The organism is Silicimonas algicola, assembly GCF_003970735.1.
In the GTDB taxonomy this organism is placed as follows: Bacteria; Pseudomonadota; Alphaproteobacteria; order Rhodobacterales; family Rhodobacteraceae; genus Silicimonas; species Silicimonas algicola.
This window is the reverse complement of sequence record NZ_CP034588.1, coordinates 809,830-824,579: the sequence shown is the minus strand read 5'-3', so window position 1 is coordinate 824,579 and position 14,750 is coordinate 809,830. Positions and strand designations below refer to the sequence as shown.

The following is a 14,750-nucleotide window of genomic DNA, read 5'->3' as shown; positions in this document are numbered from 1 at the left end:
CCGCGACTGAACCGCAGAAAAGCATGATATGTTGACCTTTGCCCGGGGTCAGCGCGTCTTGCGCCCGGCCTCTCGGGCGAGGGAGGAACTCGAATGCCGTTCTACATGTTCACGGGGCGCTACACGACGGCGTCCATCAAATCCCTTGTTGCGGAACCCGACGACCGCGAGGCAGCCGCGCGGAAGTTGATCGAGGCGCTTGGCGGAAAGCTCCACAACCTGTTCTTCTGCTTCGGCCAGGACGACATCATCGCCCTGATCGAGGCCCCGGACGACGAGACGATGGCGGCCGGCGCCCTCATCATCGGCGCCTCGGGTGTCATGTCCGGCGGTTCGACGACGAAGCTCATGACCGCGAAAGAGGCGATGAAGGCCATGAAGAAGGCCGGCAAGGCCAGCGGCGCCTACAAGCCGGTCGGAGGCTGACCAAGACGGAGGGGCGGAAATCCACCGCCTCTCCGCCGAACCCTGCTAGAAGTGGCCATGACCTACAAACCCGCCGGCTACACCGACCTCGCCCCCTACCTCCTCGTCCCCGACGCCGAGGCGGTGCTCTCCTTCGCCGAGCGCGTCTTCGACGCGACACGCCTGCGCGTCATGGCCCGCGACGGCGGCGGCATCATGCACGCCGAGTGCCGCATCGGCGACACCGTCCTGATGATGGGCGAGGCCGAGGGTCCGCCCGCCATGCTGCATCTCTACGTCCCCGACCCCGACGCCGCCTTCGCCCGCGCGCTCGACGCCGGGGCCGAGGTGATCCAGCCGATGTCCGAGAAGGGCGACGGCGACCGCCGGGGCGGCTTCCGCTCCCCCGACGGCACGCAATGGTTCGTCGCCCGGCAGGTCGGCTGACGCCTCACCCCGGCGGCATCCCCGCAAACTGCGTCAGCCCCTCGTCCATCCTGTCCCACGGCAGGGCCGTCGAGGCGAAGGTGACGAAGGCCGGAGCGAACGCCACCGGATCGTCCAGGCTCGCGGCATGGATCGCCTTCAGGTCGGGCATCGCGGGAGCGGTGACGAACACGGGCGACCCGCAGGTCCCGCAGAAGTTCTGCACCTTCTCGCGCCCGCTGTCGGCGATCTCGCGGAACGTCTTCGGCGTTCCCGTCACCGTCACCCCGCCCATGAAGGCAAGGTAGGATCCATGCCCGGTCCCGGTTCGCTTGCGGCACTGGGCGCACTGGCAGTGAAGCTGCGCCACGGGCTCTCCCCTCGCCTCGTACCTGATCTCGCCGCAAGCGCAGCCTCCGGTTCGGTGGTCGGTCATCCGGGCAACCTCCTCACGCCGCCGTCGGCTTGGCGAAGATGTCGATCGCCTCGCCGCTCTCAAGGTAAGACTTCATCGAGGACAGCACGATCGGCCATCCCTTCGAGATCCCGTTGAACATGCCGCCGCCCGCTTCCAGCCTGTCGTGCGTCACGGTCAGCCGCACCATGCCGTCGTAGGGTTCGATGTCGAAGGCGACGCGGCTGGTCTTCTCCGCATCGCCCTCCTGCGAGGCGTTGGCCCAGCTCATCACCAGCCGCTTCGGTGCGTCGATTTCCAGCACCTCGCCCACCAGTTCGACGGCGCGCGCGTCGTTCGCACGGACATGCTCCCACCGCGCACCCGGCGTCCAGTCCGAGACGTTCTCGTGCCCCCAGTACAGCCGCGCCACGGCGGGATTGACGATGGCGTCGAACACCTTCTCGGGTGTCGCGCGGATATAGGTGACATAGACGAATTCGGTCTGTGCGGCGGTCATGTCCCGTCCTCCTCCAGATGCTGTTTCAGGGCGTGCAGCAGGCTCAGCCGCTGCACCTCGAACTTGCGGACCCAGCGCTCGTAGACCTCGTGCAGAGGCACCGGGTTGATGAAGTGCAGCTTCTCACGGCCGCGGCGGACGGTGGTGACGAGGCTGGCCTCCTCGAGAAGGCCCAGGTGCTGGGTGACGGATTGACGGGCCATGTCGAGGTGCCCGCAAAGCTCGCCCAGCGTCTGCCCGTTCGTCTCGCAGAGCAGGTCCAGCAACTTCCGCCGCGTCGGATCGCCCAGCGCCTTGAAGACCTTGTCGTCGTCCATCGGCTCCATCGTTTCTGAGATCTCAATATGCAGGTATTTACCTGCATGTCAATCCGCCACTCCGGTCTAGGTTTACGCGCATGTTCAGCCCGCCCGACGACGACCGTATCGCCGAAGCCCTGATGACCCTCGCCCTCGAGCGGGGGAGGCAGGCGACCTTCTGCCCCTCCGAAGCCGCGCGTCGCCTGTCGGACGATTGGCGGCCGCTCATGGACCACGTCCGCCGTGTCGCTGCCACGCTCCCCCTCGTCGCGACGCAGGGCGGCGCGCCTGTCGATCCCCTCGCCGCGAAGGGACCCGTCCGCCTCGCCCTCGCCTGAGCGCCGCCCTGCGACGTGCCATACACTTTGCCGACACCTTGCAGACGCCTCGCAGACCGCCCTTTTCTTGCCCCGTTGCGCCCGCCGCCCCGCAGGTGCAGCATTCGCCCATGCCGTCCCGAACCGTTCCCAGCCCCTTCGGCCCGCTCGCCCTGTCGCAAGAGGGCGACTGCCTCACTGCCCTCTCCTGGGGCGATGGCGGCTCGGACGGCACGCCCCTGCTGCATGAGGCCGAACGCCAGCTCGCCGCCTACTTCGCCCGCTTCCTCACCGCCTTCGACCTGCCCCTCGCGCCTGAGGTCTCGCCCTCGCAGGTCCGCTTCCTCGACGCCCTTCGCGCCATCCCCTTCGGCGAGACCCGCACCTACGGCGACCTCGCCCGCGATCTCAACATCAGCCCGCAGGCGGCGGGACAGGCCTGCGGCGCCAATCCCCTGCCCGTCCTGATCCCCTGCCACCGCGTGCTAGGCACCGGGAATCTCGGAGGTTTCTCCGCTCCGGGCGGAATTGAAACCAAGGTCGCTCTCCTCCGGCTCGAAGGCGCCGCTTCCCTCCTGATCTGAACTTGATAAGGTTCCCGACGAGGATGGGTCGGGGAGGACACCATGATTTTCGAAAGCCGCTATCCGCGCATCGCGCCAAGCGACATGACCGTGACCGACCGCGTGTTCCAGGGTCTCGAGTCGCGCCCCGACGAGACGGTGATCGTCTGTGGCGTCACGGGTCGCAGCCTGACCGCCTCCGCCCTCATGGATCGCATCCGTCGCTTCGCCGGCGGGCTGGAAGAGAACGGTTTCGCACGCGAAACGGTCGCCATCATGTCGACCAACCACCCCGACTACCCCGTCGTCTTCCACGGCACCGCCTTCGCCGGCGGCACCGTCACCACGGCGAACCCGACCTACACGGCGCGCGAACTGAACTACCAACTCACCGACAGCGGCGCCTCGCTTCTCGTCGTCCACCCCGACTTTCTCGCCACCGCGACGGAGGCCGCGAAGGGCACCGGCATCCGCCGGATCCTCACCCTGGGCGACGCCGAAGCCGAGGGCGCGACGCCGATCGACGCCTTCCTGGGCGCGCCGCGCGCCGCGCAGGCCGAGGTCGACCTCGACACCCACGTCGTCGCCCTGCCCTATTCCTCGGGCACCACCGGGCTGCCCAAGGGCGTGATGCTGTCGCACCGCAATATCTCCACCAACGTCGACCAGTCGCTCGGCTGCCTGTCGGTCCAGCCCGGCGAATGGACGGTGGCTTTCCTGCCGTTCTTCCACATCTACGGCCAGACGCTCCTGATGAACGTCTACCTCGCAAGGGGCGCGAACATCGTCACCCTGCCTCGCTTCGACCTCAAACGCTTTCTCGAACTGGTGCAGGAGTACAGGACCCCCCGCATCTGGGGCGTTCCGCCCGTCGCGATCGCTCTCGCCAAGCACCCGACGGTCGACGACTACGACCTGTCCTCCGTGAAGTGGGTCTTCTCCGCCGCCGCCCCGGCGGACGAGACGCTGATGAACGCCGTCCGCGACCGGATCGGCGCACAGGGTGTGCAGGCCTACGGCATGACCGAGCTGTCGCCCATTTCGCACGTCGCCGCCGTCGAGGGCGCCAAGCCCGGTGCGGCCGGCGTCGCCGCGCCCTCGACCGACTGCCGCATCGTCGATCCCGAGACGCAGAAGGACCGGGGTCCGAACGAGGAAGGAGAACTCTGGATTCGCGGCCCGCAGGTGATGAGAGGCTACCACAACAACCCCAAGGCCACCGCCGAGACGATCACCGAGGATGGCTGGCTCCGCACCGGCGACCTGGGGCTGATCGACAACGACGGCGAGTTGTGGATCCGCGACCGCCTGAAGGAGCTCATCAAGTACAAGGGCTTCCAGGTCGCCCCGGCCGAAGTGGAAGCCGCGCTTCTCGAACTGCCGGACGTGGCGGACTGCGCCGTCCTCGGCAAGCGCGACGACGAGGCGGGCGAGGTGCCGGTAGCCTTCGTCGTCCGCGCCCCTGGCTCCGAGGCCTCGCCGGACGACATCCGCGCGGCACTCGACGGGCGTCTCGTGTCCTACAAGATCCCTGCCGAGGTGACCTTCATCGATGCGATCCCCAAGACCGCCTCGGGCAAGATCCTGCGGCGTCAGTTGCGCGACCGTTAAAGCGGCACCTGCGTCGTCAGCGTCGGATCCGCGCCCAGGGTCTGAGGGAGGCCGTCGGCGACCTCGTAGTAGTCGCCCTTGTCCGCGCAGAAGATGTGCCCTGCCAGCGTCAGCCCCGTCGGAGCGTCGACCGTGCCGGCCATGATCGACAGGTTTGCCCCCGCCCCGTCCCAGAACAGGTTCGACCCGCAGACCGGGCAGAACCCGCGCCGCGCCCTGTCCGAGGACTGGAACCACGCGACGCCTCCCGTCACCTCGACGGCCTCGCGGGCGGCGGACGTGGCGGCTACGTGACAGCCGCTCGTCTTGCGGCATTGGGTGCAGTGACAGGCGACGACCGGGCGCATCGGCGCCGTCATGCGAAACGAGACGGCCCCGCAAAGGCAGGAGCCGGTGTGACCCGTTACGCCGGATGGCCCTCAGCCAGATCGGCGCCGAGGCCCGTCATCAGCGTCTCGAAGATCGGGAAGGACGTCGCGATGGGGCTGGCGTCGTCCACCGTGACGGGCTTCGCCGACGCCATCCCGAGGCAGAGGAACGACATGGCGATGCGGTGATCCAGCTGCGCCGCAACGGTCGCTCCACCCGGCACGCCACCCGGCCCACGGCCCTCCACCGTCCACCAGTCGTCACCCTCGTCGACCGACACGCCGTTGGCGCGCAGGCCTTTCGCCATCGCGTCGATCCGGTCGCTTTCCTTGACGCGCAGTTCCTTCACGCCGCGCATCTCGGTCCTTCCCCGCGCGTTCGCGGCGACGACCGACAGGATCGGATACTCGTCGATCATCGACGCCGCCCGGTCCTCGGGCACCGAGATGCCCTGCATGTCGGGCGAGAAGCGCGCGCGGATGTCGGCCACGGGTTCGCCGCCCTCGTCGCGCACGTTCTCGTAGGTCAGGTCCGCCCCCATGTCGCGCAGCGTCTCGAACAGCCCCGCGCGCGTGGGGTTGAGCCCGATGTTCGGCACGAGGACATCAGAACCCTCGACGATCAGAGCTGCGCAAACGGGGAAGGCGGCCGACGAGGGATCGCGCGGCACGTCGATCGACTGCGGCCGAAGCTCCGGCTGGCCCTTCAGCGTGATAACGCGGCCCTCCGACGTCTCCTCGACCCGGACATCGGCGCCGAAGCCGCGCAACATCCGCTCGGTATGGTCGCGCGTCGCCTCGCCTTCGACGACGACCGTTTCGCCGGGCGCATTGAGGCCGGCAAGCAAGACCGCCGACTTCACCTGGGCCGAAGCCATCGGAAGCGTGTAGCGCACCGGAACCGGGTCGGCCGCACCCACCAGCGTCATCGGAAGCTTGCCACCACGCCGCCCGTAAGAGGCCGTGCCGAACAGCGCCAGCGGGTCCGTCACCCGTCCCATGGGTCGCGAGCGCAAGGAGGCGTCGCCGGTAAACGTCGCCGTGATCGGAGTCGTGGCCATCGCCCCCATGATGAGCCGGACGCCCGTTCCGGCGTTGCCGCAGTCGATCACGTCCGAGGGCTCCGCGAAACCACCTGTGCCCACGCCATGGATCGACCACTCGCCGTCCGCACCACGCGTGACCTCGGCCCCGAAGGCCCGCATCGCGGCGGCGGTGGCGAGCACGTCCTCGCCTTCCAGAAGCCCGCGCACCTTCGTCTCGCCGACAGACAGCGCGCCCAGGATCAGCGCGCGGTGGCTGATCGACTTGTCGCCCGGCACCTTCGCCTCGCCCTTCAGCGGCGGCGATTTGCGCGCGGTCAGCGGCCTTGGCTGTCCATGTCCAGACATGGGCGTCTCCCCTCGTTGCGCCGTCCTGTTAGCGCAGACGCCGCAGGCCGTCCATCGGCTCAGAGGCGGCGAAAGGTGAGGTAATGCGGCGACCGACCCTCGCGCATCGCCTTCTGCTCATAGCGCGTCGAGATCCAGTCATCCCAGGCTTTGCTGTCCTCGCCGTCGCCCACCCTCTCGAACCCGGCCTTCGGCACCTCCTTCAGCGCCTGTTTGACGTAGCCTGGAATGTCGGTCGCGATACGGAACTCGGCGCCCGGTTTCAGCGTGCGGTGCAGAGGCTCCAGATACTCGGCCGTCACGAAGCGACGGCGGTGATGTCTCTGCTTTGGCCAGGGATCGGGATAGAGCAGGAACGCCTTCGACACGGACGCCTCGGACAGCACGTCCATCAGGTCGCGCGCATCTCCCGGATGAACGCGGACATTGTCCGTGCCCAGCTTGCGGATCTTGCCCAGCAGCATGGCAACACCGTTGATGTAAGGCTCGGCCCCGATGATCCCCGCCTCCGGATGAAGCGACGCCTGATGAACCAGGTGCTCACCCCCGCCGAAGCCGATCTCCAGCCAGACCGGACGCCCTCCGAAGAGCGCATCAAGGTCCAGGGGCAACCGTTCGGGGTTCACGTCGCGGCTGACCGGGCCGGGCGACAGCGAGTCGAGGTCGGCAAGGTCGCGCTTCTGCGAGTCTCGGAGCGTCTTGCCCTTGATGCGGCCGTAGAAGTTACGCCGGGGCGCGCAGGGTTCTTGGGGATCGGTCATGGCGCGCCACCTTGCAGTCGGGGCGCTCAAGGTCAAGACTTGCGCGACGCGCGCAGCAGGCCTAGGAACGAAGCATGAACTCGGTGACCTTCGCTTTCGTGGGACAGACCCTGACCGCACTTCCCTCGGGTGCACTGTGGTGGCCGTCCGAAAGTCTGCTCGTGGTGTCCGATCTTCACCTGGGCAAGTCCGAGCGCATCGCCCGACGGGGCGGCACGCTTTTGCCGCCCTACGACACCGTCGAGACTCTGACGCGTCTGGCCTCCGACCTGCAGGCCATCTCGGCGCGGACGGTGCTTTGCCTGGGCGACAGCTTCGACGACCTTATGGCCGGCGAGGCGCTGGACGATAACGCCCGCGACGCCCTGCGCGCGCTTCAGGCCGGGCGGCGCTGGCTCTGGCTCGAGGGCAACCACGATCCCGGTCCCCTCGACTTCAAGGGCGAGCACCTCGCGGACTTCTCCATTGGCCCGATCACCTTCCGTCACATCGCGACGCGAGAAGCGGGAGCAGGCGAAATCTCGGGCCACTATCACCCCAAGGCGAAACTCCAGGGCGGGTCTCGGCCCTGCTTCATGGCGGACGAGGGTCGGCTGATCCTGCCCGCCTACGGGTGCTATACGGGCGGTCTTGACTGGACGGCCCCGGTCCTGCGGACGCTCTTTGCCGATCGCGCCCTCGCCTACCTGACCGGCCGCCGGGTGCTGACGGTTCCCGTCCCGAGGGCGGCGTGAGCCTCGCGCCCGAGATCGAAGCGAAGATCCGCGCGTCCTTCGCGCGTCAGACAATGATGCAGACGCTCGGAGCGGAACTCCTGGAGCTTGGAGAGGGGACGGCGTTCATCTCTGCGCCCATCCTGCCCGGCAGCCTTCAACAGCAGGGCGCGGCGCATGCGGCACTGACCTTCGCCATAGGCGACAGCGCGGCAGGCTATGCGGCTCTGACGCTATTCGATCCTGAGGACGAGATCGTGACGGTTGAGATGAAGATCAACCTCCTGCGCCCTGCACTCGGCGACCGGCTCTTCTCGGAAGGCCGCGTCGTGCGGGCCGGACGACGGCTCACCGTCGTCCAGGCCGAGGTCTTTTCTGAGGTCGCTGGGACGGAAACCCGTCGCCCTTCTTCAGGGGACCATGATCCCCGTCGGCGGTTCTGACGCCCTCTGACCTCAGGTGAGGCCAAGCAGGCTGAGAATGATGATGACGACGACGACGAGACCGACGAGATAGATGATGCGGTTCATGAGTGCCCCTCTGGAGTTTGTCGTGGGCTAACCGTCCTCACGCTGATTTGTTCCACGACATCCGTTCAGGCCGTCAGCCCCTCGGGCTCCGCCAGACCGTGCGATCGGCAACAGGCGGTCACCGTATTGGCCAGGAGGCACGCGATGGTCATCGGCCCGACGCCCCCGGGGACCGGCGTGATCGCGCCCGCCACTTTCTCGCAGGAGGCATAGTAGCAGTCGCCGACAAGCCGCGTCTTGCCAGCGTCGCCGTCGACTCGGTTGATGCCGACGTCGATGACCGTCGCCCCCGGCTTGATCCAGTCGCCGGGCACCATCTCGGGCCGACCCACGGCGGCCACGACGATGTCGGCACCCCGCACGACGCCCGGAAGGTCCTTCGTCCGACTGTGCGCGATCGTGACCGTGCAGCTGTCCCCCAGAAGAAGCTGCGCCATCGGCTTGCCCACGATGTTCGAGCGCCCGATGACCACCGCGTTCAGCCCCGACAGCGAACCGAGATGTTCCCTCAGCATCATCAGGCAGCCGAGCGGCGTGCAGGGCACCATGCTCTTCTGCCCCGTGCCGAGAAGCCCCACGTTCGAGATGTGGAAGCCGTCCACGTCCTTCGCCGGGTCGATGGAGTTGATGACAAGGTCCTCGTCCAGGTGCTTCGGAAGCGGAAGCTGCACAAGGATGCCGTGGATCGTCTCATCGGCGTTCAAGTCGCGGATCAGCGCCAGCAGGTCCGCCTCGGACGTGGAGGGGTCAAGCCGATGCTCGACCGATTTCATTCCAGCCTCGGTCGTGGCCTTGCCCTTGGAGCGGACATAGACCTGGCTCGCCGGATCCTCTCCGACGAGGACGACCGCGAGACCCGGTGTGATGCCATGCTCGTCCACCAGCCGCGCGACATGGGTCGCGACCTTCTCGCGCACCTTTGCTGCAAAAGCCTTGCCGTCGATGATAGTCGCGCCCATGGGTCCTCCTCCGTCCGGTCGGACCTTTTGGCCACAAGGCGGCGGGGCTGTCCAGTGACCGAAGCGCGCAGGGAGCTAGGGCTGCCAGCCGCGCTGGTCGGGAACGTGCAGACGCAGGATCTCGCCGACGGTCACCCTGCCCTCGCGCTCGACCCAGGTGGTGATGCCCCGCAATCCGCGCGCGGCGGCATTGAACCCCTTTCCGTGTCCCGGTCGCGCCCGGTCGACACCCTTGCCCGCAAGCCCGCAGGGCCGGTTCTGCATGTCGACGGTCATGGTCGCCCCACCCGTCTCGCCCTGAAGACGCGCCGAGGGCGGGACGTGGCTGAAGTCGGGCAGCCCCCGCACGGACATCGTCGCGCCGATCCAGCCCGGGTCGAGGACATCGGTGCCGATCCGCTCGGCGATAAGGGCAAGCTCCTCCTCCGCCACGACCGAGATCTGCCGCGTGTTCCGGATCAGCGTGCCCTTCGGATACTGCCGCGTCACGCGCGAACAGGACGGCCTCAGTTCGCCCGTGTGACGGTCCCCGACCGCTCCCGCGAATGTCAAATCCAGCGCCTCTACCGGATTTGCCTCGATGTCGCGCGGTGCACCCGGCGGGACGAGACCAAGCCAGACGATTTCGCAGGTGTACTCGGTCGGGATAAGGGCAGGCATGTCGGTCTCTCGGTCAGTCTCGTTCGCGCCACACCCTAGACCGCCGATCGCAAGACGACACCCCTTCCCCAAACGAAGAAGCCCCGCACTTGGCGGGGCTTCAAGGAAATGCACGTTTTGGAGCGTCAGACGGTCGGTTCGGGTTCCAGCGAACCCTCCGCGCCCGGCTTCTTGCGCGGCTTCGTCTTCGGGATGGCGGTGACGCTGGACGCGCCGCCACTCGACGGTCGGTCGGTGTCGTCGGCGTCGCCCTTGTTCAACGGCTCGCCGCGGATGACGCGCGTGATCTCGTCGCCCGTCAGCGTCTCGTACTCCAAAAGGCCTTCCGCCAACCGCTCGAGGTCATCACGGCGCTCTATCAGGATCCGCTTCGCGGTCTCATAACCCTCGTCGACAAGCCGCCGGATCTCGTTGTCGATCATCAGCGCACTTTCGCCCGAGATGTTCCGGCGCGATGTGCCGGCACCAAGGAAGTCCTGCCGATTGTCGACGTAAGCGACGTTGCCAAGGTCCGAGCTCATGCCGAACTGAGTCACCATCGCCTCGGCGATCCGCGTCACCTGCTGGATGTCCGAGGCCGCACCGTTGGTGACGTTCTCGTTTCCGAACACCAGCTCCTCGGCCACGCGTCCACCCATGGCCATCGCGATCTTCGACCGAAGCGCGGTGATCGTGTGGCTGAGCTGATCGCGTTCCGGCAGCGACAGGACGAGACCAAGCGCGCGACCGCGCGGGATGATCGTGGCCTTGTGGATAGGATCGTGCTGCGGGACGGTGAGACCGACGATGGCGTGACCTGCCTCGTGATAGGCGGTCAGCTTCTTCTCTTCCTCGCTCATCACCATGGACCGCCGCTCGGCGCCCATCATCACCTTGTCCTTGGCGTTCTCGAAATCCTCCATCACCACGAAACGCCTGCCGACGCGCGCAGCCATCAGTGCCGACTCGTTCACCAGGTTGGCGAGGTCGGCGCCCGAGAAACCCGGGGTCCCCCGCGCGATGATGCGTAGGTCGACGTCCGGCCCCAAGGGAACCTTGCGCGCATGGACGCCCAGGATCTTCTCGCGGCCCTTGATGTCGGGGTTCGGCACCTGAACCTGCCGGTCGAACCGGCCGGGGCGCAGGAGTGCCGGGTCCAGCACGTCGGGACGGTTGGTCGCGGCGACGATGATGATGCCCTCGTTCGCCTCGAAGCCGTCCATCTCGACCAGGAGCTGGTTCAGCGTCTGCTCGCGCTCGTCGTTGCCGCCGCCATAGCCCACGCCACGCGACCGGCCCACGGCGTCGATCTCGTCGATGAAGACGATGCAGGGCGCGTTCTTCTTGGCCTGTTCGAACATGTCGCGGACGCGGGATGCACCGACGCCCACGAACATCTCGACGAAGTCCGAGCCCGAGATGGTGAAGAAGGGCACGCCCGCCTCACCCGCAATCGCGCGGGCCAGCAGGGTCTTACCGGTACCCGGAGGACCGACCAGCAGTGCGCCTTTCGGAATCTTGCCGCCGAGGCGCGAGAACTTCTGCGGGTTGCGCAGGAATTCCACGATCTCTTCCAGCTCTTCCTTGGCCTCGTCGATGCCGGCCACGTCGTCGAAGGTGACGCGCCCGTGCTTCTCAGTCAGAAGCTTGGCGCGCGACTTGCCAAAGCCCATGGCACCGCCGCGCCCGCCGCCCTGCATCCGGTTCATGAAGTAGATCCAGACGCCGATCAGCAGCAGGAACGGCAGGAAAGTCATCAGGATTGTGACGAAGCCCGACTGCTCCTGCGGCTTGGCCGCGAAGCTCACGTCGTTGTCGAGCAGAAGCTGGTCCGTCGTCGCCCCTTCGGGCTGAATGGTGACGTAGTCGCGGTTGTCGGCCCCGCGAAAGATCACCCGCTCGCCATCTAGGGTAGCGTTGGTGACGTCGCCGCGCTCGACCCTTTCGACGAAGTCGGAATAGCTGACGGTGCCCGTCGCCATAGTCGACTGACCGCCCGAGATCAGGTTGAACAGAGCAAGGATCAGAAGGAACAGCACGACCCAGAAGGCGATGTTACGCGCGTTGTTCAAAGGGGTCTCCCTTGGAAAACTCGAGGGGCCGGCAACCTGCCCGCCCGGATGGGGCATTACATAGCCATCGGGCCGGATTCTTCAACGGGATAGGAGGAAGTCCGCGAAATTGCCGCGCCCTGTGGCCTGCGCGGTCCAGCCGTTCGGCAATCCTGCCAGTGGAGCAGCGATCAAGGTGTCGCCCCGCCAGATCGCGGGAGAGGCGAGAAGCGACGTGCGCGGCAGCCCCGTGTCGCGCCAATCCGGACAGGCTGAAAGTCCTTGCCCAAGCGCCCCGATCTCAAGATCTGCGGAATGGGGGCCATCCAGTCGCCAGCGTCCGTCCCAGACGCTGTCGGTCGGACTGCGCAATGTCTCGACCGTGCGGAACTCGCGCGTGATGCGAAGCCGATGGCCCGACCCGTGCGGGCAAATTTCCCGGCTGACGAGACACCCTTGCAAGGTATGTCGCTCGGCCTGCGCCAATGCGCTGCGCATCTCCACCAGCGATGCGGCGCGAGGCGGATAGACTTCGCCCGAAATCCAGCGCAGCGCGCCGATCAGGATGCGGCGGCCGATTTCCTCGTCGTGAGGGCCCTCGGACAGGACGATGTCGCCCCGGTCCTCCACGCTTTCGTCCCCATTCACCTCACGCCAGGCACAAAGGTCGAGAGCCACCTTCGCCGAACGCGCGTTTGCAGCGACATCGCCGAGCGCATCCGCGTCGATGCCGAGGTCCGACAGGATCGACAAGGCACGCCGCGCGCGCACCCGCTCGAAACTGACGTCGTCATTCGAAGGATCGTCGCACCACCTGATGCCGTGCTCCTCCAGATAGGCGCGCAGGTTGCGTCGCTGCTGCCCGATCAGCGGCCGCACGTAGGGCAGGCCGTCCCGCTCGAACCGCTCGGCCATGCCGGCCAGACCGTCCACGCCAGACCGCCGTGCAAGGTGCATCAGAACGGTTTCGGCCTGATCGTCGAGTGTGTGGCCGAGCGCAACCAGATCCACTCCCCCAGCCGACGCCCACTCGCGGATCATCCCATACCGCGCCTGCCGCGCCATGGCCTGAAGGTTGCCTCTGCCGTCCCATCCGGACCAGGGAAGCGTGTCGTGCGGAATTCCAAGTGACGAACAGAAAGCCGCGACCATCGCAGCCTCATCCTTCGCCTCGGGTCGAAGGCCGTGGTCCACGGTGACCGCCCGGACCTCGACGTCCCGCGCGGTCGCTCCCGCGACAATCAGGTTAAGGAGCGCCATGGAATCGCTGCCGCCGGAAACGGCGACGCCCAGCCGTCGGGGCTGGGCGTTCGTGAAGAACCTGTCGATGACGTGTCGCAGCCTGTCGGCCGGCGACGTCGGTGCGATCATGAGCAACCCATGTTGGCCCGAGCCGTCTGCGCCTCGATGGACGCCTCGGACGTCGGGAAGCGGGTCGTGACCTCGGCCAGCGTGATGCATGCCTCCTGCGACTGCCCCAACCCGCCGAGCGACACCCCGAGCTTCAGAAGTGCTGTCGGTGCGGTGGGACCGTCGGGCGTACCGGAATAGCTTTCCAGATAGGCCCGCGCCGCCGAGGACGTCATCCCGAGGTTCGTAAGGCTCTCGCCCCGCATCAGGTGCGCAAGGCCCGTCAGCGGCCCGCCCTGATATGTGTCGGTGAAGGCCTGCAGCCTGTCGGCCGCCGCCTGCCAGTCGCCCTGGTCATAGGCGGTCTTCGCGCGGTCGAAGTCCTCGCGCTCGGCCACTGCCAGCTCCATGCCACCGGTGTCGACGATGCCGGTGGCGATCCCGCTCGAGTCGATGCCACCGCCCTCGATGGCCGCAGACTGCCCGCTTGCGGGGGGCGTTGTCGGCGCCGAGACGGTCGGCATCGCGCCGCCGCCCAGGGTCGAGGTCTCGCCCAGACTGCCGATGTCGCAGTTCGCCTCCAATTCGCACAGCCGGAATTCGAGGTCGCCGATCCGGTTCGTCCCGTCGGACACCACGGAGTTGACCCGGTTCGTCAGCTCTTCGGTCTGCGACGTCACGCGCTGAAGCTCGGCTTCCATCGAGTTCAGCCGGTCGAGCGCATTAGTCCCGGCCAGGTTCGGGTTCGCACCGCCCGTCGTTGACAGCTCCCGCTTCAGCTTCTGCATCTCGACATAGAGCACCGAAAGCTCCTGCCGGATGTCGGCCAGGGTCTGTGTCCGGTCCTGCGCGAAAACAGGACCGGGGATCGAAGAAACGAAAAGGAAGGCTGCGGTCAGCAGGAAGCGCATCGGCTTATCCTCGTCAGACGCCCGCGCCGGCGGTGATGACGGTCACGGAGCGGCGGTTCTGGCTGTAGCACGCCTCGGTCGAGCAGATCTCGATGGGGCGTTCCTTGCCGTAGCTGATCGTCCGCAGACGGCTGGGCGAGACGCCTTGCGCGATGAGGAAGTTCTGAACGGCACTCGCCCGGCGCGCGCCGAGGGCGAGGTTGTAGGCCTGGGTGCCCTGCTCGTCGGCATGGCCTTCGATGAGCGCGGAATAATCGACGTTGGTCATCAGCCACTGCGCCTGTCCGGTCAGGGTCGACTGCGCCTCGGGCGACAGCGTGGACTGGTCGACGGCGAACAGGACCCGGTCACCGACCGCGGCGTTGAAGTAAGCCGGCGAGGTCGGGTCGTCGATCGAGCCGGCCATGCCGCCCGCTCCCATGCCTCCGTTCGCGCCCCCCTCGCCGAAGCGGTCGGCATTGGTGCAGGCGCCGAGCGAGATCGCCACGGCCATGATCGAGGCTAGTCTGAGAAAGGTCATGTCTTCCACCTGTGTGTGTGCC

Annotated in this window: 19 protein-coding genes; 7 read left to right on the top strand and 12 right to left on the bottom strand. The window is 67.2% G+C overall.

Annotated elements, in window-relative coordinates; all coding sequences use genetic code 11:
- The first annotated feature begins 93 nt into the window (after window positions 1-93).
- A complete protein-coding gene (locus EF888_RS04250; RefSeq protein ID WP_109757602.1) occupies window positions 94-426 on the top strand; it encodes a GYD domain-containing protein in 333 nt (110 codons plus the stop codon).
- 57 nt (window positions 427-483) lie between these two features.
- Window positions 484-852 carry a VOC family protein gene (locus tag EF888_RS04245; protein ID WP_109757958.1) on the top strand — a complete coding sequence of 123 codons (369 nt, stop codon included), beginning with the start codon at window positions 484-486 and terminating at the stop codon, window positions 850-852.
- Between the two features lie 4 nt (window positions 853-856).
- On the opposite strand, the gene EF888_RS04240 is transcribed toward EF888_RS04245, so the two are convergent.
- The 3 genes from EF888_RS04240 to EF888_RS04230 are packed head-to-tail and all read right to left on the bottom strand — an operon-like array spanning window position 857 to window position 2,062.
- Window positions 857-1,267 (bottom strand): GFA family protein, encoded by a 411-nt coding sequence (locus EF888_RS04240; RefSeq protein WP_109757601.1) that lies wholly within the window; start codon window positions 1,265-1,267, stop codon window positions 857-859.
- A gap of 13 nt (window positions 1,268-1,280) precedes the next feature.
- On the bottom strand, window positions 1,281-1,745 hold the full coding sequence (locus EF888_RS04235) for an SRPBCC family protein (protein WP_109757600.1): 465 nt from the start codon (window positions 1,743-1,745) through the stop codon (window positions 1,281-1,283).
- Window positions 1,742-2,062, bottom strand: coding sequence for an ArsR/SmtB family transcription factor (locus EF888_RS04230; RefSeq protein WP_109757599.1), 321 nt, complete (start codon window positions 2,060-2,062; stop codon window positions 1,742-1,744). The genes EF888_RS04235 and EF888_RS04230 overlap by 4 nt, the downstream gene beginning before the upstream one ends.
- Before the next feature lie 80 nt (window positions 2,063-2,142).
- Between EF888_RS04230 and EF888_RS04225 the strand changes: the two genes are divergently transcribed.
- The 3 genes from EF888_RS04225 (at window position 2,143) to EF888_RS04215 (ending at window position 4,535) form a co-directional block, all read left to right on the top strand.
- On the top strand, window positions 2,143-2,382 hold the full coding sequence (locus EF888_RS04225; RefSeq protein WP_109757598.1) for a DUF3253 domain-containing protein: 240 nt from the start codon (window positions 2,143-2,145) through the stop codon (window positions 2,380-2,382).
- A 110-nt stretch (window positions 2,383-2,492) separates the two neighbouring features.
- A complete protein-coding gene (locus EF888_RS04220) occupies window positions 2,493-2,945 on the top strand; it encodes a methylated-DNA--[protein]-cysteine S-methyltransferase (protein ID WP_109757597.1) in 453 nt (150 codons plus the stop codon).
- Between the two features lie 42 nt (window positions 2,946-2,987).
- Window positions 2,988-4,535 (top strand): acyl--CoA ligase, encoded by a 1,548-nt coding sequence (locus tag EF888_RS04215; RefSeq protein ID WP_109757596.1) that lies wholly within the window; start codon window positions 2,988-2,990, stop codon window positions 4,533-4,535.
- On the opposite strand, the gene EF888_RS04210 is transcribed toward EF888_RS04215, so the two are convergent.
- From EF888_RS04210 to trmB, 3 genes are read right to left on the bottom strand one after another with little or no spacing between them, the layout of a single operon-like run.
- Window positions 4,532-4,894 (bottom strand): GFA family protein, encoded by a 363-nt coding sequence (locus EF888_RS04210; RefSeq protein WP_109757595.1) that lies wholly within the window; start codon window positions 4,892-4,894, stop codon window positions 4,532-4,534. The two genes, EF888_RS04215 and EF888_RS04210, sit on opposite strands and share 4 nt — an antisense overlap.
- 44 nt (window positions 4,895-4,938) lie before the next feature.
- Window positions 4,939-6,294, bottom strand: coding sequence for a 3-phosphoshikimate 1-carboxyvinyltransferase (gene aroA, locus EF888_RS04205; RefSeq protein WP_109757594.1), 1,356 nt, complete (start codon window positions 6,292-6,294; stop codon window positions 4,939-4,941).
- Between the two features lie 59 nt (window positions 6,295-6,353).
- Complete coding sequence (gene trmB, locus EF888_RS04200; RefSeq protein ID WP_109757593.1) at window positions 6,354-7,055, bottom strand: tRNA (guanosine(46)-N7)-methyltransferase TrmB; 702 nt, start codon at window positions 7,053-7,055, stop codon at window positions 6,354-6,356.
- A 134-nt stretch (window positions 7,056-7,189) separates the two neighbouring features.
- Between trmB and pdeM the strand changes: the two genes are divergently transcribed.
- Window positions 7,190-7,789 (top strand): ligase-associated DNA damage response endonuclease PdeM, encoded by a 600-nt coding sequence (gene pdeM / locus EF888_RS04195; RefSeq protein ID WP_420902666.1) that lies wholly within the window; start codon window positions 7,190-7,192, stop codon window positions 7,787-7,789.
- Window positions 7,786-8,211, top strand: a complete 426-nt coding sequence (locus EF888_RS04190) for a PaaI family thioesterase (protein ID WP_338143049.1) — start codon at window positions 7,786-7,788, stop codon at window positions 8,209-8,211. Before pdeM ends, EF888_RS04190 begins: the two co-directional genes overlap by 4 nt.
- A 152-nt stretch (window positions 8,212-8,363) precedes the next feature.
- On the opposite strand, the gene folD is transcribed toward EF888_RS04190, so the two are convergent.
- The 6 genes from folD to pal all read right to left on the bottom strand — a co-directional run bounded on the left by folD (window position 8,364) and on the right by pal (window position 14,728).
- A complete protein-coding gene (folD, locus tag EF888_RS04185; RefSeq protein ID WP_109757591.1) occupies window positions 8,364-9,257 on the bottom strand; it encodes a bifunctional methylenetetrahydrofolate dehydrogenase/methenyltetrahydrofolate cyclohydrolase FolD in 894 nt (297 codons plus the stop codon).
- Window positions 9,258-9,332: 75 nt separating this feature from the next.
- Window positions 9,333-9,917, bottom strand: coding sequence for an MOSC domain-containing protein (locus EF888_RS04180; protein ID WP_109757590.1), 585 nt, complete (start codon window positions 9,915-9,917; stop codon window positions 9,333-9,335).
- A gap of 125 nt (window positions 9,918-10,042) precedes the next feature.
- Window positions 10,043-11,968 (bottom strand): ATP-dependent zinc metalloprotease FtsH, encoded by a 1,926-nt coding sequence (gene ftsH / locus EF888_RS04175; RefSeq protein WP_109757589.1) that lies wholly within the window; start codon window positions 11,966-11,968, stop codon window positions 10,043-10,045.
- A gap of 81 nt (window positions 11,969-12,049) precedes the next feature.
- The gene (tilS, locus tag EF888_RS04170) at window positions 12,050-13,318 is read right to left on the bottom strand and encodes a tRNA lysidine(34) synthetase TilS (RefSeq protein WP_109757588.1); all 1,269 of its coding nucleotides are present in this window, start codon (window positions 13,316-13,318) and stop codon (window positions 12,050-12,052) included.
- Window positions 13,315-14,208, bottom strand: a complete 894-nt coding sequence (gene ybgF / locus EF888_RS04165) for a tol-pal system protein YbgF (protein WP_109757587.1) — start codon at window positions 14,206-14,208, stop codon at window positions 13,315-13,317. The genes tilS and ybgF overlap by 4 nt, the downstream gene beginning before the upstream one ends.
- A gap of 13 nt (window positions 14,209-14,221) precedes the next feature.
- Entirely contained in the window at window positions 14,222-14,728 is a 507-nt protein-coding gene (pal, locus tag EF888_RS04160; RefSeq protein ID WP_109757957.1) for a peptidoglycan-associated lipoprotein Pal, read from the bottom strand.
- Window positions 14,729-14,750: the final 22 nt, after the last annotated feature.